The organism is Marinomonas sp. A3A, from assembly GCF_018336955.1.
Lineage (GTDB): Bacteria > Pseudomonadota > Gammaproteobacteria > Pseudomonadales > Marinomonadaceae > Marinomonas > Marinomonas lutimaris.
Genome location: NZ_CP025532.1, coordinates 476,829 through 497,253, shown reverse-complemented (window position 1 = coordinate 497,253; position 20,425 = coordinate 476,829). Strand labels below are relative to the sequence as shown.

The window sequence follows — 20,425 nt, the reverse complement described above, 5'->3', positions numbered from 1 at the left end:
TTTTCGATTAAAAAAAGAAAATCTTCATCATTTGATCGATGAAGGTATCTTCTTAGCCATTAGGCTTTCTCATGCTTGCCTTTTTCATAGGTATAGACACGCAGACGATGGCCATCAGGATCGAGCGCGGTGAACGTCGTGCCAAAGTCCATTTCGGTTGGTTCTTGAATAATGTCGACGCCCAGCTCTCTCCATTTGGTGTAATGGATTTGTAGAGTAATCAGATTATCAAGAGCTAGTGCTACTTCCATGCTACCTGCTGGTACATCGTTGGCTTTTGGCAATACGCTTTCTCGCGCCCATAAGCCAAATTTTGTTCCCGTTTCCGAGACAAACAAAGCAAAACCTTCGGTCGACTCGACAGGCTCCCGGCCAAACAAAGGACGATAAAAATCTACACTGCGCTGAACATTATCTACATATAAGATGGTGAAATTTGAGAGATCCATACTGATATTCCTATTTGCTGTTTATATTTCACGTTAAAAGTTTAGTACTTCAAATCGGGCTTTCGCCCGATAAAATGAGAATAAACAGACAGAGTGTCAGATCTTGTCAGCAGTGATGCAAAGTAGAGAGTGTTTTATTGAGAAGGCTTTAACTCATGTAGCGTAGCTCGCCATCGTTTGAGCAATACATGACGAGGCGTTGCATAGCGAGTATTGATTAGCTCACTAGATAGGATTCTATCCGTACGAAAGTTTCGAATCTCCTGTCTCAACTCACACCAAGCAACCAACACTCGCACTTCATCGAAATAGCCTAAAGCAAATGGCCAAATTCGTCGCTGGGAGTGTTTGCCTTTTAAATCTCGATAATCAATAGAGAGGATTTTCTCGTCACGAATGGCTTGACGAACTTCGGCCATATCAACCGTATCTGAGGTCGACTCTTTGCTCGGGCCGATCAGCAAGGTCGTATCATCGAGGATGTCTTTTAATTCCGCAGGCAATACCGACGCAATTTTATTCAAAGCGTTTTGTGCCCCATTACTTAATTGGCTATCGGTACGTTGTGCAACCCAACGTGCGCCTAGCACCAAGGCTTCTATTTCTTCTTCTGTGAACATTAAGGGAGGCATAAGAAAGCCCGGCTTGAGAACGTAGCCAACGCCAGCTTCACCTTCAATATTCGCACCTTGCTCTTGCAGGGTGACAATGTCTCGATACAAAGTCCGCAAACTCACATTGAGTTTTTCCGCCAACGCCTTCCCAGATACTGGATATCGGTAACCACGTAGTAAATCAATTAAAGCAAGCAAACGCTGGGAACGAACCACAACTACACCTATTAATAAAAAGACTTTCGACAATACCTCTCCATTCTGTAATGAACAACTCATCTCGCTAAAAAGTTAACTCTCTGAAGTGAAAATCTCGTGTAATGAATATCTCCTTTTCTGCGCTTTTAAATACCTATCCTCTACTCTATCCGTGTTAATAACGCTTATTAAGTAAACACCGCGTCATGATTGCGCAATATCAGATTACATAAGGGTTATAGGTAATTTCGGGGGTGTTTTTTTAACATCAACAAACGCGCTATGCTGAGAAAAAGAACAACCAACACAGAAAAATATAGATATTTATCAGGAGATAAAAAATGTCTTTTAAAATCGCAAAACGCACGCTTCTCAGCAGTATTATTGCAGCGTCTTCAGTATCAACATTGGCGCTTGCACAACAACAGGAAGGATTCACCGTTACGCCAAGTATTGGCTACTACAATATGGATAGCGATAGAGATACCAAGGATGATCAAGCTTACTCTTTAGGCCTAGGTTACCAATTCAACAACCCATGGGCGGTCGAATTTGTTTACCTAAATGCAGATTCTAAACAATCTGGTGGCGGCGGTGACGTCGATGTAGATCAATACCGAATTGATGGTCTATATCATTTACCAGATGTCAGCCCACTTAATCTTACGCCTTATTTAGCCGCTGGTGTGGGTACTGCCGACTTTAGTAACGGTGGTAATAACAATACACAAGTCAACGCGGGTGGTGGTTTGAAATATGCTATTAATGACACAGTGTCATTACGTGCTGACTTCCGTCTAGTCGATGATGTGGAAGATCATCACCTCGATAATGTCACCTCTCTTGGTGTACAAATGACGTTCGGTGGATCGTCAGCAAACTCAACATCTAATGACGATGATTACACACCTGTAGAGCAGACTTATACACAGGTTGAACCAGAGCCAGCAGCTCAACCACAAGAAACACAACAGCCAGAAGCAGTTACAGAAGAACCTGTTGCAGCCTCACCTATTGCGGAAGAAGCACCGGCACAACCAGAAGTAGTGGCTGAGCCACCGGGAAAAATCAATATTCAATTTGGCCTTAACAAAACCAATGTTGAACAGAAGTTTTACCCAGAAATAGAGAAAATCGCTATTTTCCTTAAAGACAACCCAGAAAGCACTGTCGTAATCGAAGGCCATACAGATGACTCTGGTGCCGCAAGCTATAACCAGAAGCTCTCTGAAAAGCGTGCTCAAGCCATTTCTGATGTGTTAACTAACACCTTTGAGATCTCAGCAACACGCGTTGAGGCAATTGGTTACGGCGAAGAAAGACCTTTCGTTGAGAACGATACAGAAGCACACCGTGAAGCTAACCGCCGGGTTGTCGCAATTATCTCAACCAGCGAAGCATAAGCACCACATATTACATTCTCCCAAGTAGCCTAAGGCTAAGGCAACGCCCGATATTTTTTATATCGGGCGTTTTTTTATTTGTAGTATTTGAAGATTCCTGTGCGAATCACGCTTTTTGACAAAGCGCCTTCTATTTACCTTTGTGCATAATTAGCACTTTGTGACCTTCTGGTGCTTAGTCACGCCACAATTACTTTTTGGCTATTTTTAAGTGAAAACTTACTGTAATAAGCGACGCATTTCCTACACCCTTCTGGGCGCTTTTTGACCACTAAACTGCTTGAACACCACCACTTTAGTAAAGCTTCCGTCATGATTGGGTAGCAGAGGTTCATGTCCCATTTTTTACGCATTTTGAGGGGGCTTTTCACGGCAAAAAATCCGCGTAATCTAGATAGCGAACAACAAAACATTATGTTCATTAGGAGAAATTAATATGTCTACATCATTTAAAAAATACACTCTTTTTAGCGGTGTCCTAATAGCTTCATCACTCGCTACAATGGCATATGCTGCAACACCAAAAGAAGGTTTCACAGTAACACCAAGCATCGGTTACTACGATGCGGATAGTGATAGACAAGCTGGCAATGACATGTCTTACTCCATTGGCGTCGGCTATCAAACAAACAGCCCATTAGCACTAGAAGCAGTTTATCTTCATTCTGATGCCAGCAAAGGTGGACGTGATAACGACTTGAATCAATATCGAGTAGATGGCCTATACAGCCTGCCTGAGTTCACTACTGTAAATCTAACGCCATACGTCGCAGCAGGTGTTGGTATGACAGACGTTGATGGCGACTCTAACAACCTACTGGTAAACGCTGGTGGTGGTGTAAAATATGCAATTAACAGTGATGTGGATCTTCGCGCAGACTTCCGTCTAGTGAAAGATATTGAAGACGATCATTTAGATAACGTAACGTCTGTTGGTGTACAGTACAATTTCGGTATGCCAAACCAACAAGCTTCTAATAACTAAGCTTTAAAAGACAATCAAATCATTCTCTAACATGGATATGTTGCTGAAATAGAAAATGAATAGAAAAGCGCCCAATGGCAACATTGGGCGCTTTTTATATGCTAAATCTAAGAGTTTTATATCACCTACTCAGGATAGGAACTCATCCACGCCTTTGGCAGCCAAATGCCCAGTAGCAAAACAAGCCGTTAATAAATACCCACCTGTTGGCGCTTCCCAATCCAGCATTTCACCAGCACAAAAAACACCTAGCATGGCTTTCAGCATCAGCTTGTCATCAACACTGCTCTCACATACCCCACCCGCACTCGAAATGACTTCTTCTATCGGCTTGGTTTTGTAAAAGCTAACAGGCACCGATTTTAAACATCTAGCTAAGGTTTCTGGCGTCTGAAAGGCTTCTTTAGGAAAGGATTCGTGCAACAACACAGCTTTCACGCCAGTGATACTCAGCGTACGTTTTAAGTATTTACTAAAGGATTCTTTTGGCTTGGTATTGCGCAGTTTTTTGATGACTTGCTCTTCACTTTGCAGCGGCAGAAAATCCATCAACAAAGACGACTGACCTGAGTCGTTAATGCCATCGCGCAAGTATTTAGAAAAAGCATAAATCAGACTGCCTTCCATTCCATCTTGCGTAACAATGCATTCGCCCTTTTTCGTCACCACTTGGCCGTCCTCTAAGGTAAAAGAAAACGCCACATCTTTGAGTGGGCTACCAGCGAACTTAGTTTTTAAATGCTCACTCCATTCACTGTAAAAACCACAGTTGGCACTTTGCAATGGTGCCACATCAATGCCTTTTTCAGTCAATACTGGAAGCCAAGTACCATCTGAGCCCAACTTCGGCCAGCTAGCACCACCCATTGCCAATACAATCGCATCCGCCCGTGCCGTGACACTTTCTCCAGCATGATCAAACACCACTTCATTGGCTGACAAGCCAATCATTTTGTGACGCATATGAAACTGCACACCAGCATCACGCAAACGTTTTAACCAGTTGCGTAATAAGGGGGCAGCTTTCATGTCTTTGGGAAAAACTCGGCCGGATGTGCCGACGAATGTCTCGATGCCTAAATTATGAATCCAATCACACAAGGCATCGGCATTAAACTGACTAATCGATGTATCCAACCACTCAGCTTTGTCGTAATAGCGTTGAATAAACTCTGGATAGGCTTCGGAATGGGTAATATTCATACCGCCAACACCCGCCAATAAAAACTTACGGCAAGCGCTCGGTTTAGCATCATAAACATGAACCTGATGACCTGCGGCACAAATACCTTCTGCTGCCATCAGACCCGCAGGGCCAGCACCGACAACAATGACTGTTTTTTGCATTTGTACCACTTCTTGCATACTCGCCAACATCACTTTAAAGAGTTACTAAAAAAAGAAGTGCATGATAAAGAGTTTTGACTCAAGCCCCAATGATTTCTAGTAAAAAACACACGTTAAAGTATTAAAGCTTAGGTTTTCCCTGCACCCCAGCCGTCAAGGCAAGACGCATAGCTTCTTCTACACCTATGTCCAACTCGGTTAAGCGATCACGGGAGATATAAAGCGTCATACCACCAATTTGATAGCTAAGTGGCACATAAACACCCACTAAATTTTGTTCTCCAAATAACTGCTGCCCAGTTTGTTCACCAGTAATAAAACCAATCACTTGCGCGCCATTCCATTCAATTGACACTACGCTCTTCATTTCCTTCTTTTCCGCCAAGTTAAACACCATCATCATGTCTTTAATGGCGCCATAAATGGACTTCACTAACGGAATACGCTCAAAAATGTTTTGGCTCAACTTCACCAAATAACGAACACCATAAAGGTTGACTAAGAACCCAATCAATACCAAAGCGCCCAACGTAGCGATTAAGCCTAATCCTGGAAAATACAGCGCATCGGGAATAAGGAATAATAAAAGCGGCTGAGCAATAGCTTCACCTGTCGCCAGCAACCAATAGATCAAATACACGGTCAAGCCAATCGGTAAAACCGCCACTAACCCTTTAAGCAATAACGTAATCAATTTATTCATGTTTATAATGATCCTATAAAATTGTTCACAGCATACCGCAAGCTTTGTGCCACTCCTATGACTCTGACAAGAGTTAACGAAAAGATTGCCGAAACATCGTCAGCCTTATACCCTTTCGCGCAATAACGACTAAGTTAAGGCCTCTTACGGAGTAACAATATGAACTACAAACGCCTAGAAACCTTCGTATGGGTTGCCTCGTTAGGCAATTTCCGTAAAGCCGCAGAGCGACTTCATACCACGCAACCAGCTATTTCAGCTCGGATTGCGGGATTAGAAGCTGAGTTAGGCGTTAAACTTTTCGAACGAGAAGGCGGTTCCAGCCCGATTATGTTGACCTCCAAAGGCAAAGAATTACTCCCTTATATAGAAAAAATTCTTTATCAGACCGAGCAACTACGAAAACGCGCCGGTCTTTCCACCGCTTATTCTGGCGTACTGCGTTTAGGTGTATCTGAAACAATAGTAAACACTTGGCTGCCGGATTTTCTTTCCCGTCTGCACAAAGATATGCCAAACCTAGATGTGGAAATGACGGTCGATATCACGGCAAACCTAACGACAAGTATCAAGGACAGAACACTGGATTTAGGGCTGCTAATGGGACCGATTTCTGAGCCGAACATTGTTAACCGAGAGCTCTGTACTTTTTCTCTATCTTGGGTCGCCAGCCCGAACCTGGATCTGCCCGATAGGCTTTTGTATCTAGAAGAGTTAGCCAAATGGCCAATCATTACCTATGCTCGCGCCACTAAACCTTATGTCGAAATTAACCAAAAATTCCGTGAGCTGGATGGCGCACCCGCGCACTTCTTCGCCTCTACATCATTGGCCGCCTGCCGAAGTTTAGCCATTGATGCGGTCGGCATTTCTACTTTGCCGAACATTATGATCGCCAAGGAGCTGGAAGCGGGCAGCCTGCAAAAAATTCGTGCCGTTTGGACACCCAGCGACCTTACGTTCACCGCATCCTATTCAGATGAGCCATTTAACCCGATTGCTGAAGTGGCGACAAATATTGCCGTACTTGCTGCCCAAGAGTACAGCAAAAAGCAAACCGGAGAAGATAACAGAGCTTAAGAAAGCACTTAAATAGACAAACAAAAAACTTGGCGCTCTTTAACCGATACGCCAAGCTTTTTTAGAGCAAACAAAATAACTAGCCTTGTAAAATAGCTTCTACTTGTTTCGCTAAGCTTAACAGCACTTGGTCCTTACCATTGCCAGCCGTCAACATCAGCCCCATAGGCTCTTGTTGAAAACGGAAAGGAACAGAAATACTACAACCATTTAAAACATTGGCTAACGAGGTATTGCGCAGGCACAACAGGTTTAAACGATCGTATTCGGAGTCTTGTGCTAAATCCGTCAATTTAGGCGCGACAACAGCAACGGTCGGCAACAAGAAAACGGTATTAGGTTCTTCCTCTGCCATTCGCTTAATAAAAGCCTGTCGAGCCGCTTGAGTTCTCTGAAAGTCCTCAGCATTAATGGTTTTCGCACGGGCGATACGAGAAGCAACTCGTGGATCAATATCCGCAGTCTCTAAGTCATAGTTCTGACTATAAAACGCCTGACTTTCGAACGACGAGAATTGCCAAACTGGCAAGGTTTTATAGGCTTCTAGAGCTTCAATGAAACGTCGTTCAACTACAACACCAGCGGCCTCAAGACAAGCTAGCTTCTCCTCAAAACCATCCTCAACCAGCGCATCCAAATCATTCATACCAAAGTTACTTGGTACGACTAGCTTCAACTGAGAAGAATCCGTGCTTTTTGCTGAATCCACTGACGGTGCCCCAGACAATACATGCCAAAGCAATTCACATTCTTCTACTGTTTTAGCAATTGGACCGACTGAATCAAGCTCATCAGACAATGGCAAACAACCTTCCCTTGAGACAGTTTGCTGTGATGGTTTAAAACCAGTCAAGCCACAAAACGCCGCTGGAATACGCAATGAACCGCCAGTATCGGTACCAAGCGTTGCATCCGCCACACCCAAAGCGACAGACGCGGCACCACCACTGGTCGATCCTCCGGTAATGCGACCGGCATTAATAGGATTGTCCGGCGTGCCATAATGGGGATTCAAGCCCAACCCAGAATACGCCAGCTCCGTCATATTGGTGTGACCCAAGAAACTCGCACCAGCGGCTCTTAACAAAGCAACGGCAGCGGCATCTTGCTTTGCAAGCTGTTGGTTAATAAATACAGAACCTGCTTGCGTCTTATAACCTTGTACTTGAAACAGGTCTTTAATCGAAATAATCGCACCATTTAATGACCCTGGCTGAGGCTCAACATAATCAAAAAGCTCAGTAAAAACCGCTTGGCCTTTTGTATCAATGATATCTAAAGCACTCTTCCATTTGGCGACAAGTTCTCGATTCTGCCAAGCAAAATTCGATGATTTTGGTTGCGTCATACATTAGCTCACTATTGGCAATTCTTTGGTGATGTATTCACATGAAATAGTGCGATTTAATACAGGGTCATGAATACTCATACGAAATTTTTCTGTACGACGTACACCACCAATCGCAGGGCAAGTTCCACATAACATCGCACTTCCTTCAGGCAAGTTACCTTTCTCAATCAATTCCGTCAAAGGACGAATGTTCGCCAATGAACCTTTTTGATACTGAGTCCAACCTTCACCTTCGTCTACCCAAGATTCGATTAGCAACTCATCTAAATGATCCGCTACTTCATCAAAATCCCATAACGTGGAAGAAACTGGCTTTACCGATACTTGTTTTGAATGAGCAACAGAATGCGCTTCTAGCTTTCTATCAGTATGATCAGAACCCACACCCAGCCACAATTTGCCTTCTGCCTTGATAATTAATGGTTCAACTTCACCAGAGGTATCCCCACTTAACACTTCAACAATCGGATCTTGCGTCACTAGCAAGTTAGATGCACGGTAAAATAATGGCACAGTAGAAGGCGGCGTTACGCCAATTTCTATTAACTCATCAATGTGTTCTTGAACAGACTCCATGTCTCGGGCTGTCCAGCCAGCAATGACTAAGTGTTTGATATCAATTTGCTTTGCAGTTTCATTCACGGTAAATAACATGACTTTCCTTAAAAATTATTAGGTAGGTAAAGAGAAATACTTGGATAAGCAATAAGCAGAATAATCATCAAGATCATCACGCCAACGTAAGGCAAGCTGCCCATGACCACATCTGAGATTTTGCCGTTCTTCCGGGCAGAGTTAACAACGTATAAATTCAATCCAACAGGTGGGGTAATCAATGCCATCTCAACCAAAATGATCATTAGAATACCGAACCAAATTTTGTCGTAGCCAAGCTCAACAATAATGGGAACGACAATAGGAATGGTCGCCACCATCAGCGACAAGGTCTCAATAAAGAACCCTAGAACAATGTACATCAAGACAATAATCAGCAAGGTAGCGATCGCGCTTAGCCCAAGACCTGCTAACAGATTTTGTAACGTCCGGCCCACACCCGCAGCGGTTAAAGCGAAATTGAGAACATACGCGCCCAATACCACCAACATAATCATGGCCGTAATTCGTATGGTTCCTGATAAGCTATCAAGCAGCATCTTCTTCGAAAATGCCTTGTAAGCAAGGGCTAGAACAAGCGCAATCAACACGCCAATAGCAGCGGCTTCTGTCGGTGTGGCCCAGCCCAAATAGATAGAGCCAACAATGCTGAACAATAAAACCAGCACAGGCAGAAGGGACTTCAATGCGACAAACTTTTCTTTCCAGCTACTGTGCTGTTTTGGTCCGCCTAAACGCGGCCAAATAGAACAAATAATGACAGTCACTATCATAAACATCAGCGCCATGCTGATACCTGGAACAATGCCAGCTAGAAACAATTTCGGAATAGAGCTTTCTGTCAGAAAACCATAAACGATCAAGTTTATAGACGGTGGGATCAAAATCCCCAAAGTACCGCCTGCGGCGATAGAGCCAGTAAATAAGCGTTGATCGTAACCTAGCTTTTCTGCTTGAGGTGTCGCAACGGTCGCTACCGTCGCAGCCGTTGCCACCGAAGAGCCCGACGTCGCTGAAAACATAGTCGCCGTTGCAATATTGGCGTGTATCAGACCACCCGGCAGCCACGAAACCCAAGCGTTAAGGGCACCGTAGGTTTTCTGTGCCACACCGCTGCGCAATAAAATCTCACCGATCAGTACAAACAGCGGTACAGCAATGAGCGTTGAGTGATTAGACGAAGACCATAAAACTTGCCCTAATCCACGCATTAGAGGAAAAGGGCTAAAAAACTCATCAATCCCAAATGCCAATAGAAACAACACAATGCCAACAGGAATAGATAAAGCGAGCAGGCCTAACAGACCAAAAAACGTAAAAGGAAGCATTATTCAGTCCCCGTGCCGATAATATCATCTACTTGATCGTGTTTACGCTGAATAACCAACCAAGTAGCACAAACCAGTAACACGCATGAAGTAACAGCAAACCATATCCATCCCGCCATCCATATAGATTGAGGAATGATAAGTGGCGTCTCTAATGAAGTATTGGCAAGTGACTGTCGCTTAAAGCTTTTTTCCACGACAGGAATCACATAATAAGCGGCATAAATCGCCACAAATGACGTAGCGCACAAAGCAATAAGATCTGAAATTGAACGCCCTACTGCCTTACTTTTGTTTCTTAACACATCAATACGTACATGGGCTTTTTCTGTTAATGCATAACAAATCCCCCAGCTAGAAACGGACGCCATGACATAACCAGAGATTTCTTCTGAACCACCAAAACTAATGCCAAATTCCCGCAACACAATATCAACCAGAATGAGGAGAATGCAGGCCAACAAAACTAGGCCTGCAGCAATCGCCACTCCATTATTGATACGTTTTAACCAATCAATAATGCGCATCATGGTAACTATTCTCCAGTCACAGCGACTTGAATACCAACAGCTTCCCCAACTGTGCTATTCCACTCTTTTACCCAGTCCTTGCCAGCGCGATCCGCCCAGTCTGGTAATACTTTTGAGGTAAGAATATCTTTAGCATGTGCTAAGTCAGCGTCACTCGGCTCAACCAACCTCATGCTATGGCTTGGCCCCTTGGTGCATTCGCCGTTACCAGTTAAACAAGCCACATCTTGATCAAGATCACCCTGAGCGGCGTCCCATACTGGTTTTTCGAATTTAGTAGCAACTTCAGATTGTAGGAATGCTTGCTGCTCGCTTGAAAGGTCGTCCCATTTGTCTAGATTAATGGCCGTAACCACAGGATCCCATCCACCCAATGGCAAGGTCATCAGAGTCGTTGTTACTTCCCACCAACCCGCGCTATAACCAGAGCCTGCGCCAGTCACTGCACAATCGATAACGCCACGCTGTAAAGCGCCTGGCACTTCACCAAATCCAATATTCACGCTTTGTGCGCCTAACGCATCTAAGAACTTCGCAGTCATACGACCAGAAGCACGAACTTTCAAACCAGATAAATCCTCTAGAGACGATACCGGCACCTTACAAAACACCACTTGAGGTGGGTAAGGTACAATGGCCAATACTTTCGAGTTAAAGGCTGTCTCATAAATTTTTTCGACCATTGGACGAGCTGCATTTACCATTTTGTGGGCTTCTTCCGCTGTATTCGCTAATAGAGGGACATCTAGTCCTTCTAATGCTGGTGCATCAGCAACGGCATAGTCGCCAACCGTCATGCCAATATCAAAAACGCCATCACCCAGCATTCGAAAAACATCGCCACCGCCAATACCCATTTGGTCATGCGTTGTCATAGAAACACTAAAATCACCCTTGCTGTCACTAGGCAATGTGTTTGTCCAAAAGGGTTGTTCAAATTGTTTATAAAGCGGCAAGCTGCTCCAACTACCGACAATAGAAAGAGACTCATCTGCAAAAGTATTACCTGTGAAAAGCGCCCCAGCTAAAACAAAAGGAATCCCCGTTTTGCATATATTCTGCTTAGTCATGTTCGTGTCCTATTTTGTGAATTTGTTGGTTACAAATTTTTTTATGTACCCCAAAAGACAAATTGTCTTCAGATAGGCTGAGTTCAGTGTTGAACGCTCAAGTGATAAAGTCAATTCGCTATTTTCTTTCTAAAGTGATAAAAAAAACTGATCATCAATACCACTAACACAAAAATAAAGAGCGCATGAGATGAACTTTGATCAATTAAAAACCTTCCTTTGGGTCGCAAAATTAGGCGGAGTACGAAGAGCCGCCCAGCAGATGAATTTATCCCAACCGGCTGTTTCTGCACGAATTTCGGCGCTGGAAGAAGAGCTAGGGATTAAGCTATTTGATCGTCAAAAAAGTGGCGTTGTACTGACAAAAGAAGGCTTATTGCTAAGATCGCATGCAGAACGAGTAGAAAGCTATTTGTCACAAATTAGAGCTGAGCTAACGCCCTCAGAAGAAGTAAAAGGCACATTACGAATCGGCGTAGCAGAAACTATTGCACAATCCTGGCTGTCTGAATTCCTTTCAGCTCTCAGGAAGCATTACCCAAAACTGGTTGTTGAACTTTCGGTCGACATAACCATGAACTTACGCGATCAATTATTAAGCAGAAACATGGATTTAGTGTTTCTAATGGGGCCGCTATCAGAAGGTAATGTGGAAAATATCACTTTACCGTCGTTCCAGCTTGGTTGGTTCTGCCATCCACAAACTGAAAACAAGGATCTGGGCAGCGCACCTATTATTTCTTTTTCTCGACTCTCTCGCCCTTATCAAGAACTCATGTCTGAGTTAATGCGACGCTATCGAGAAGTAGGGCAAGTTTTTCCTTCAACATCACTATCCACCAGCTTTGAAATGATCGCCTCAGGCATTGGCGTTGGTGTTTTACCAATACAACTGGCTCAGCGTTTTATAGAGGCAAACCGTCTTATTTCTTTTGATCCAGGTTGGGTGCCGGATGACCTTATTTTCACCGCGTCTTACTTAAATGATCCAAGGGACCATATTGTTTATCAAGTCGCGCAACTGGCACTTCAGATTGCCAAAGACTACGACCAAAAAACCAAACCACAGAAGAAATAAGAGCCAAATAAAAAATTTGATAAAAAAAATTGATCAAATAGCCCAAAAAAACACGATTAGACTTTTAAGGTAAGCAAGATCTACTCTTAGTTATCAACAATGTGGCAAGAATAAGGAAAAAATAAATGAAATCAGCCCCATCAACCTTACTGCAGCAAACCGCTGACTTGCGCCAAGCCATTCGTAGCAAGGCACATACGGGCGTTACTAGCGGCTTAGCACAAGGTGCGATGCAAGGTAACGTGGTGATTTTGCCAGCCGATTGGGCAAATGATTTTTTACTTTATTGCCAAAAAAATCCAGTTTCATGTCCTTTAATTGGTGTATCTGAAGTGGGTAATTTTACGATGCCAGAGCTTGGCAACGACATTGATATGCGCCACGACATCCCAGAATACTATGTGTACCGTAATGGCGAAAAAGTCGAAAGCCGCTCCGATATTGAAGACCTATGGCAAGACGACATGGTGGCGTTTGTATTGGGCTGCTCTTTTTCTTTTGAAAACGCGCTATCACAAGCAGGACTAACGCCAAGAAACATAGAAGAAGACGTAAATGTCTCTATGTTTGAAACCAATATTGCCACTGTGCCTGCGGGGCGTTTCTTTGGTAACACGGTCGTGACCATGCGCCCTTATGTTCCAAAAGATGCGATTCGTGCGATTCAAATCACCACACGTTTTCCCAAAGCACACGGTGCTCCACTACACTTTGGTTCACCACAAGACATTGGCATTGCAGATTTAAACAAGCCAGATTACGGCGATGCTGTAAGCGTTAGAGACGGCGAAATCCCAGTTTTTTGGGCTTGTGGCGTCACTCCACAAGTGGCCATTCGTAATGCCAAACCACCAATTTGCATTACACACGCACCAGGAAAGATGCTTGTGACAGATATTTTAGATACGGACCTCGCTGTGCTATAGCTTTTTCAGAACCTTGAATGACAACACGCAGGTAGAAACTACCGCATCATTGATAATAAAAAACAAATAACTTTTAAAAATAGGAACGAACACCATGTCAAAATTAACCAGTGCATTACTTATTAGTGGCGTCGCTATCGGCGGCCTTACTTCTACTGCCAGCTTTGCCGAAAAATGGCACATGCCAACTCCTTACGGTGATGGCAATTTACAAACACAAATCGCTTATAGCTTCGCGAAAGAAATCAAAGACAATACCAATGGCGACCTTGATATCACGGTTCACTCTGGTGGTTCTTTGGTCAAGCACACTGAAATCCCACGTTCAGTGAAAACAGGGCAAGTACAGATGGGCGAAGTGTTTTTGGGTATTTTGGGCAATGAAAATCCTATCTATAAACACGACAATATTCCGTTTTTGGCAACGTCTTTTGAAGACGCCAAAAAATTGTGGGAAGCGGCTAAACCTTCTATCGCTAAGGAATTGGACAAAGACGGCATGATGTTGCTTTATACCGTTGCATGGCCAGCACAGAGCCTTTACAGCAAAGAGCCTGTAAACAGCTTGGCCGATTTGAAAGGTCAAAAAATGCGTGCTTACAGCCCAACACAGTCGCGCCTTGCTGATCTAATGAATACCACACCAATGACCATTCAAACGCCTGATATTCCTCAAGCTTTTAGTACTGGCATTATCCAAGCCATGATCACTTCGCCATCGACAGGCGTTGATAGCCAAGCTTGGGATTACGTGAACTATTACACAGATGTGAAAGCATGGATTCCAAAAAATATCGTTGTGGTGAACAAGCGTGCTTTTCGTCGTTTAGATAAAGCGACTCAACAAGTAATACTAGACGCAGCGAAAAACGCCGAAGCGGCAGGTTGGACCCAAATCGCAGCACGCGCAGCGAAAGATAAAGCAACTTTGGTTGAAAACGGCATGGTGGTATCGGATCCATCACCTCAGTTAGTTGAAGAACTAAAAGCCATTGGTAAAACGATGACAGAAGAATGGAAAGCGGAAGCACCAAAAGAAATTGGTGAAATCCTGACTCGTTATCAGAACTGATCATCAAGAGTCTTTAGCGAATAAAAAAGACTCATAAATAAAAGCGTCCTCCCAACACCCCTAGTTTTTTTGTTGATACAACATCAAGCTAGGTGGTGTCTTCCAAGCAAAAAGTGAACACTATGAGCCAATTAAAAGAAAAGCTGTACCTCTGTTCTGGCCTGTTGTCCGGTTTGTGTATCGTTATTATCACCTTGCTTTTATTAGCGCAAATCGTCGGTCGTTTATTCGGTTTTATTGTACCCTCTGCGGAAGATTTTGCAGGTTACGCGCTTGCAGCATCGACCTTTCTTGGATTGGCTTATACCTTCCGTGAAGGCGGTCATATTCGAGTCACCTTGCTGATTCAACGATTTTCTCCGGTCCCCCGCAGGATACAAGAAGGTGTAATTCTGATCTTGTCCTTCGGGCTATTGTGCTATTTGTCCTACGCCTGCAGTTACATGGTGTACGAATCTTATATTTATGAAGAAGTGTCCTACGGTTATATTCCGATTCCGCTTTGGATTCCTCAGCTGCCTGTTGCGATTGGTGTAATCGCGTTGAACCTTGCCATTTTAGATGCATTAGTCACTGTATTGCGTGGTAAAAAGCCCACTTACAGTGAACAAGAAGACGCTCTGTCTTTGGAGGAAATCTAATGGATATGATGTGGATTTCTATCCTGCTGGCGTTTGCCATGCTTGCCCTTTTGTCACTGGGTGTTTGGGTGTCTTTTACCCTAATCGCCATTGGTGGTTTGGGCTTAATTCTTTCTGAAAACTATCAAGTGGATTTGCTTTTTGCGACCTCAAGCTGGGGGGCAAGTACCGCGTGGTCACTGACCGCTTTACCACTGTTTATTTGGATGGGTGAGGTGCTGTTTCGTACGCGCTTATCAGAAGATTTATTCAAAGGTCTGTCGCCTTGGTTAGGCGGCGTTCCAGGTAAATTGCTACATGTGAATATTCTCAGCTGTGGCATTTTTGCTGCGGTATCTGGCTCTTCTGCGGCAACCGCTGCGACGATTGGACGCATGACTTTGCCAGAGCTTCGCAAGCAAGGTTACAGCGATCGCATGGCCATCGGCACCTTGGCAGGCTCTGGGACCTTGGGTCTGCTCATTCCTCCATCGATTATTTTGATTGTGTATGGCGTGGCGGCAGAAGTATCTATCGCACGTTTGTTTATCGCTGGCGCTTTGCCAGGCTTGTTATTAGTCACCCTATTTATGGGCTTTACCATGATTTGGGGACATCTACACAAGGACGAATTACCTAAAACAACGGGTCATGAAACTAGCTGGTCGGCACGCATTAAAGGCTTACGTAAACTATTGCCAGTCGTCGGGTTGATTGGTTTTGTATTGGGGTCTATTTACGGCGGTATTACGACACCAACCGAAGCTGCCGCTATTGGTGTGGCCGGTGCATTGGTACTGGCTGCATTCACTGGATCATTAAGCCGTCACAGCTTTATGGACAGCTTATTAGGCGCGGTAAAAAGCTCTTGTATGATTGGTTTCATCCTAGTTGGCGCGCACTTTTTGACACTAGCAATGGGCTTTTTAGGTATACCTAAAGCCTTGGCTTTGTGGATTTCTGGCATGTCTTTATCGCCTATGGAATTGATCTTATACCTCACAGTATTGTTCGTGATATTAGGCTGTTTCTTAGATGGTATTTCTGTGGTGGTGCTCACTGTAGCGGTCATATTGCCTATGGTACAAGCAGCAAATATTGATCTATTGTGGTTTGGTATCTTCATAGTGTTGGTGGTGGAAATGTCGCAAATCACCCCGCCCGTTGGCTTCAACCTTTTTGTGATACAGGCTCTGACGGGGAAAAATATTTTGTATGTGGCAAAAGCTGCCCTGCCGTTCTTTTTACTGATTGGCGTAGCCATCTTGTTGATCAGTATTTTTCCTGGAATTGTCACGTATTTACCAACGACCATGTCTCAAAACTAACCGCCTTCAACAGTAAACAGGCACAAGGAACCAAAGATGAAATTAAATTGCGATATGGGCGAAGCGTTCGGCGCTTGGAAAATGGGCTTAGACGATAAAATCATGCCATTTGTCGATCAGGCAAACATCGCTTGCGGCTTCCATGCTTCTGATCCACTGACCATGGCAAAAACCGTTGAATTGGCAAAACAACATAATGTCACCATTGGTGCGCATCCCGCTTATCCAGACTTGGTTGGCTTTGGTCGTCGTAACATGGACATCGCACCCGGTGAATTAAAAGCGCTCATTCAATACCAAATTGGCGCGTTAAAAGGTATCTGCGAAAGCCAAAATACCCAAGTGGATTACGTCAAACCCCATGGCGCTTTGTACAACACCATGATGGCAGATTTCACTGTGTTAGACACGGTGATGCAAGCGGTAAGCGAGCTAGACGCTACCTTGCCACTAATAGTGATGGCGGTACCAGAAGCTCCTGAAATCCAGAAGATGGCGAAGAAATACGGTATCCAAGTTTGGTTTGAAGCTTTTTCTGATCGTTTATACACAGACGAAGGCCGACTCACGCCCCGTAAAGAACCCAATGCCGTTCACGCCAGTTTTGATTTGATCGAAAAGCAAGTCGAGCAACTATGCGAAACGGGCATGTTAACGACCACATCAGGCAAACAGCTGGCGATACATGCCGATACTATTTGTGTACATGGCGATGGTGCTCATGCAGTGGACGCTGTTATGCGCATTCGCTCTTTAGTGGATCGTTTAAACAACACAAACGTGAAATAAATTATGAGCCGCGAAGACTTCCCGAACATAGAAATGGTCAGTAATCAGGCCTGCTTATTGACCTTTAATCAGGTGATTAGCGAAGCGACCTCCAATTACATTGCTCAAGTTACGCTGCACTTGACGAAACTAGCGGGCATTGTTGATTTGGTACCATCCTACACCACGCTTTTGGTCGTGTTTGATGATGATCATTATGACCGCTTTGCTATTTTCAAAACCATTCGTCAGACCATAGAAGCCATTGATCCTAATGACTTTTCGGTCAAAGATCAGCGCGAAGTGGTGATTCCTGTGTATTACGGCAAAGAAGTCGGGCCAGATATCGAAGACGTAGCCAAGCACTGTCATTTAAGCATCGACGAAATAATTCAGCGCCATAGTGAAACAACCTATCGCGCCTATGCCATTGGCTTTACGCCGGGGTTTGCTTTCTTGGGTAATACACCCGATGAACTACACGTTCCAAGAAAAACTACGCCGCGCTTAAAAGTCCCGATTGGCAGCGTGGCGTTAGCAGAAAATCAAACAGCGGTTTATCCAAGCGTGACACCAGGTGGCTGGCAAATTATTGGTCGCACACCAGTCAATTTGATTGATTGGGGCAGCAAGAATCTCGCACTAATCGCCATGGGAGATTCGGTGCGATTCGAGCCTATTTCTCGGGATGAATTCTTAGTACTAGGAGGTCAGCTCGATGGCTTTTAAAGTAATCAAACCCGGCTTGTTGGCGCTGATTCAAGACTTGGGCCGCCACGGTCATCAATCTATTGGCCTAACCACGGGTGGCCCGATGGATGAAGTCGCCTTTCGTTGGAGCAATGCCCTACTCGATAACGACAGCAATAGCCCAGGGATCGAAATCACCTTTGGCATGTTCACCTTGGAAGCGCAAGCCGATACCAGCATTGCGATCACTGGGGCGGATCTTGCAGCAACGCTGAACGAGAAAAGCATCACGCCTTGGCAAACCTACGCCATTAAAAAAGGCGATGTATTAGCCTTCCACCAGCCAGTTTGGGGCTTGCGAGCTTACCTCGCAGTAAAAGACGGTTTTCACTGCGAGCCGACGCTAGGCAGTGTTGCCACGGTGGTGCGTGAAAAAATTGGCGGACTCACTGGCAAAGGTGACAAACTACAAAAAGGCGATCTATTAGCCTATCAAGCTTACTCGGGCCATGAACAAAGATCAGTGCCTCGCTTAGCGATTCCAAATTATGGCAACAAAGAAATACCGGTCATTTTAGGTTATCAGTATCAGTCTTTTTCCTCGTTAGATCGCGCCAACTTTTTCTCTAGCGATTACACAGTATCGTCCAACTCAGACCGCATGGGCTATCGCTTGGAAGGCAAAGAAGTACACAGCGACCTGAAAGGAATTATTTCGGAAGGCATTGCTTATGGTGCGATTCAAGTTCCAAAAGATGGCCAACCGATTGTCTTATTGCAAGATAGGCAAACCATCGGTGGCTACCCGAAAATGGGCTGCGTAACCCGTGTTGGCGGTGGCATTCTTGCCCAACAAAAGCCGGGGGATATTATCCAGTTCACTCCTATCACAGTCGATCAAGCCGAGCGAGAGCGTCATTTACAAATGGCTCGACTTACTCAGTGGCGTTAATATTTTCTTATCAATACAAAGCTGGGTAACCAGCTTTGACATTTACTTACCAAACTCTCATTTCATTCCTGTATTTTTATCTTAGACTGATAACTCACTACTTTGCTTATCGTATCGGCGGGATTGAATCTGTTTATGATATTAAAAGTCATTGCTTGTTTAACACTATCCCTTTTTTTATTAGGTGAAAAAGCGTATTCATCGGAATTACGTTTTGGTTTTACTGGCCCATTGACAGGTCCAAATGCCTTTATGGGCAATCAGATTGTAAGGGGCATAAAATTAGGCTTTGACCGTATTAATGACAGCAAGAAACTGAACTATCAACTTTTATTAGTTCCCTTAGACGATGGCTATGAGCCAAGTAGAACACCTTCTCAAGTCAACACTCTAATCAATGATTATGGAGTGAAAGCCATGTTAGGTAGTGTTGGCACACCAACTAACCTTGCTTCCCTTAGTGTGTTATCAAAATACGATATTCCGCTTATATCGCCACTCACTGGTGCGCAATCTATTAGAGCGGAAAGGTCTTCTCCATTTATATTTAATACACGGGCAAGCTATTCAGAAGAAGCCTACTATTTAATAAAAGTACTGGTGAATGATTTAGGTATAAAGCCTAATGAGATTGCGGTTTTCGCACAGAAAGACAGTTACGGTGACGCAGGATTAGCAAGTACGATAGCAGCTTTAACCAATGCTGGGCTGAAAGACCCAACATCAATACTACAGATTAGACATCAACGAAATAGTAGCGAAGTAAGCCACTCCGTTGCTGATGTCTTAGCTGTTTTCCCAATACCTAAAGCCATTATTATGATCAGTACTTATGATACAAGCGCTAACTTCATTAAGCAGCTTGAAAGCTTTGGCGTATCACCACTATTTGCCACCTTTTCATTTACGGGGTTAGAGGCATTACAGACAAAAATTAATGACACTAAAGCAAAAGTATTAATCACCCAAACAACCCCTTCGCTAAATAATTCAAACGCTCCGATCATAAAACAACTGAAAGAAGACATGGCACGATTTGGCGACCTAGCTCCTCCAACGACAATGCAACTAGAAGGTTACATCAATGCTCTCATTGTTGGACAAGCTCTTTTGCCACTAAAAGACATGCCCGCCAGCAAAGAGATCGAAGACAGCCTGAAAAAGCTTATGAGAGATAATGATGATTCTCAGAAACAAAACGAACTGTCTGTTTTGAACCCCAAAAAAAGACACATTTGGGTGCAATTTATTAACCATGGTGAATTACAAGAACTACCTCTCGCTGACATACAGTAACCAGTTATTGAATAAGAGACTG

21 protein-coding genes are annotated in these 20,425 nt (G+C 44.1%); 12 read left to right on the top strand and 9 right to left on the bottom strand.

Translation table 11 applies throughout. From position 1 onward, the window contains the following. Positions 1 to 59: 59 nt before the first annotated feature. Both CYL31_RS02210 and CYL31_RS02205 read right to left on the bottom strand, forming a co-directional pair. The gene (locus tag CYL31_RS02210) at positions 60 to 449 is read right to left on the bottom strand and encodes a VOC family protein (RefSeq protein WP_100186151.1); all 390 of its coding nucleotides are present in this window, start codon (positions 447 to 449) and stop codon (positions 60 to 62) included. A 134-nt stretch (positions 450 to 583) separates the two neighbouring features. Further along, a complete protein-coding gene (locus tag CYL31_RS02205) occupies positions 584 to 1,312 on the bottom strand; it encodes a helix-turn-helix transcriptional regulator (RefSeq protein ID WP_249411669.1) in 729 nt (242 codons plus the stop codon). A 290-nt stretch (positions 1,313 to 1,602) separates the two neighbouring features. Here CYL31_RS02205 and CYL31_RS02200 point away from each other — a divergent pair, with 290 nt between their 5' ends. Next, positions 1,603 to 2,664: an OmpA family protein gene (locus CYL31_RS02200; RefSeq protein ID WP_212917367.1), complete on the top strand. Its 1,062-nt coding sequence runs from the start codon at positions 1,603 to 1,605 to the stop codon at positions 2,662 to 2,664. A 436-nt stretch (positions 2,665 to 3,100) separates the two neighbouring features. After that, complete coding sequence (locus CYL31_RS02195) at positions 3,101 to 3,649, top strand: porin family protein (protein ID WP_212917366.1); 549 nt, start codon at positions 3,101 to 3,103, stop codon at positions 3,647 to 3,649. A 129-nt stretch (positions 3,650 to 3,778) separates the two neighbouring features. Here CYL31_RS02195 and CYL31_RS02190 read toward each other — a convergent pair whose 3' ends face one another. Together CYL31_RS02190 and CYL31_RS02185 are read right to left on the bottom strand one after the other, a co-directional pair. Then, positions 3,779 to 4,996 (bottom strand): TIGR03862 family flavoprotein, encoded by a 1,218-nt coding sequence (locus CYL31_RS02190; protein ID WP_249411668.1) that lies wholly within the window; start codon positions 4,994 to 4,996, stop codon positions 3,779 to 3,781. Between the two features lie 121 nt (positions 4,997 to 5,117). Beyond that, on the bottom strand, positions 5,118 to 5,699 hold the full coding sequence (locus tag CYL31_RS02185; RefSeq protein WP_212917364.1) for a DUF502 domain-containing protein: 582 nt from the start codon (positions 5,697 to 5,699) through the stop codon (positions 5,118 to 5,120). Between the two features lie 159 nt (positions 5,700 to 5,858). On the opposite strand from CYL31_RS02185, the gene CYL31_RS02180 reads away from it, so the two are divergent. Continuing rightward, positions 5,859 to 6,779 carry a LysR family transcriptional regulator gene (locus CYL31_RS02180; protein ID WP_212917363.1) on the top strand — a complete coding sequence of 307 codons (921 nt, stop codon included), beginning with the start codon at positions 5,859 to 5,861 and terminating at the stop codon, positions 6,777 to 6,779. Between the two features lie 79 nt (positions 6,780 to 6,858). On the opposite strand, the gene CYL31_RS02175 is transcribed toward CYL31_RS02180, so the two are convergent. From CYL31_RS02175 to CYL31_RS02155, 5 genes are read right to left on the bottom strand one after another with little or no spacing between them, the layout of a single operon-like run. Beyond that, positions 6,859 to 8,127 (bottom strand): amidase family protein, encoded by a 1,269-nt coding sequence (locus CYL31_RS02175; protein WP_212917362.1) that lies wholly within the window; start codon positions 8,125 to 8,127, stop codon positions 6,859 to 6,861. Between the two features lie 3 nt (positions 8,128 to 8,130). Then, complete coding sequence (locus CYL31_RS02170) at positions 8,131 to 8,784, bottom strand: DUF2848 domain-containing protein (RefSeq protein ID WP_212917361.1); 654 nt, start codon at positions 8,782 to 8,784, stop codon at positions 8,131 to 8,133. 8 nt (positions 8,785 to 8,792) lie between these two features. Next, on the bottom strand, positions 8,793 to 10,073 hold the full coding sequence (locus CYL31_RS02165) for a TRAP transporter large permease (RefSeq protein ID WP_212917360.1): 1,281 nt from the start codon (positions 10,071 to 10,073) through the stop codon (positions 8,793 to 8,795). Then, positions 10,073 to 10,603: a TRAP transporter small permease subunit gene (locus tag CYL31_RS02160; RefSeq protein WP_212917359.1), complete on the bottom strand. Its 531-nt coding sequence runs from the start codon at positions 10,601 to 10,603 to the stop codon at positions 10,073 to 10,075. Before CYL31_RS02160 ends, CYL31_RS02165 begins: the two co-directional genes overlap by 1 nt. Positions 10,604 to 10,608: 5 nt before the next feature. After that, a complete protein-coding gene (locus tag CYL31_RS02155; protein ID WP_212917358.1) occupies positions 10,609 to 11,673 on the bottom strand; it encodes a TRAP transporter substrate-binding protein in 1,065 nt (354 codons plus the stop codon). A 190-nt stretch (positions 11,674 to 11,863) separates the two neighbouring features. On the opposite strand from CYL31_RS02155, the gene CYL31_RS02150 reads away from it, so the two are divergent. From CYL31_RS02150 to CYL31_RS02110, 9 genes are all read left to right on the top strand, one after another. Then, complete coding sequence (locus tag CYL31_RS02150; protein WP_212917357.1) at positions 11,864 to 12,751, top strand: LysR family transcriptional regulator; 888 nt, start codon at positions 11,864 to 11,866, stop codon at positions 12,749 to 12,751. 125 nt (positions 12,752 to 12,876) lie between these two features. Beyond that, positions 12,877 to 13,677 (top strand): putative hydro-lyase, encoded by an 801-nt coding sequence (locus CYL31_RS02145; protein ID WP_212917356.1) that lies wholly within the window; start codon positions 12,877 to 12,879, stop codon positions 13,675 to 13,677. Positions 13,678 to 13,771: 94 nt separating this feature from the next. Beyond that, positions 13,772 to 14,749: a TRAP transporter substrate-binding protein gene (locus tag CYL31_RS02140; RefSeq protein ID WP_212917355.1), complete on the top strand. Its 978-nt coding sequence runs from the start codon at positions 13,772 to 13,774 to the stop codon at positions 14,747 to 14,749. A gap of 122 nt (positions 14,750 to 14,871) precedes the next feature. After that, positions 14,872 to 15,390: a TRAP transporter small permease gene (locus CYL31_RS02135; RefSeq protein WP_212917354.1), complete on the top strand. Its 519-nt coding sequence runs from the start codon at positions 14,872 to 14,874 to the stop codon at positions 15,388 to 15,390. Beyond that, positions 15,390 to 16,697 carry a TRAP transporter large permease gene (locus tag CYL31_RS02130; protein ID WP_212917353.1) on the top strand — a complete coding sequence of 436 codons (1,308 nt, stop codon included), beginning with the start codon at positions 15,390 to 15,392 and terminating at the stop codon, positions 16,695 to 16,697. Before CYL31_RS02135 ends, CYL31_RS02130 begins: the two co-directional genes overlap by 1 nt. A gap of 36 nt (positions 16,698 to 16,733) precedes the next feature. Beyond that, positions 16,734 to 17,486, top strand: a complete 753-nt coding sequence (locus CYL31_RS02125; RefSeq protein WP_212917352.1) for a 5-oxoprolinase subunit PxpA — start codon at positions 16,734 to 16,736, stop codon at positions 17,484 to 17,486. Between the two features lie 3 nt (positions 17,487 to 17,489). After that, on the top strand, positions 17,490 to 18,194 hold the full coding sequence (gene pxpB / locus CYL31_RS02120; RefSeq protein WP_212917351.1) for a 5-oxoprolinase subunit PxpB: 705 nt from the start codon (positions 17,490 to 17,492) through the stop codon (positions 18,192 to 18,194). Continuing rightward, complete coding sequence (locus CYL31_RS02115; RefSeq protein ID WP_212917350.1) at positions 18,184 to 19,107, top strand: 5-oxoprolinase subunit C family protein; 924 nt, start codon at positions 18,184 to 18,186, stop codon at positions 19,105 to 19,107. The genes pxpB and CYL31_RS02115 overlap by 11 nt, the downstream gene beginning before the upstream one ends. 135 nt (positions 19,108 to 19,242) lie before the next feature. Further along, positions 19,243 to 20,403 (top strand): ABC transporter substrate-binding protein, encoded by a 1,161-nt coding sequence (locus CYL31_RS02110; protein ID WP_212917349.1) that lies wholly within the window; start codon positions 19,243 to 19,245, stop codon positions 20,401 to 20,403. The last annotated feature ends 22 nt before the right edge of the window (positions 20,404 to 20,425 follow it).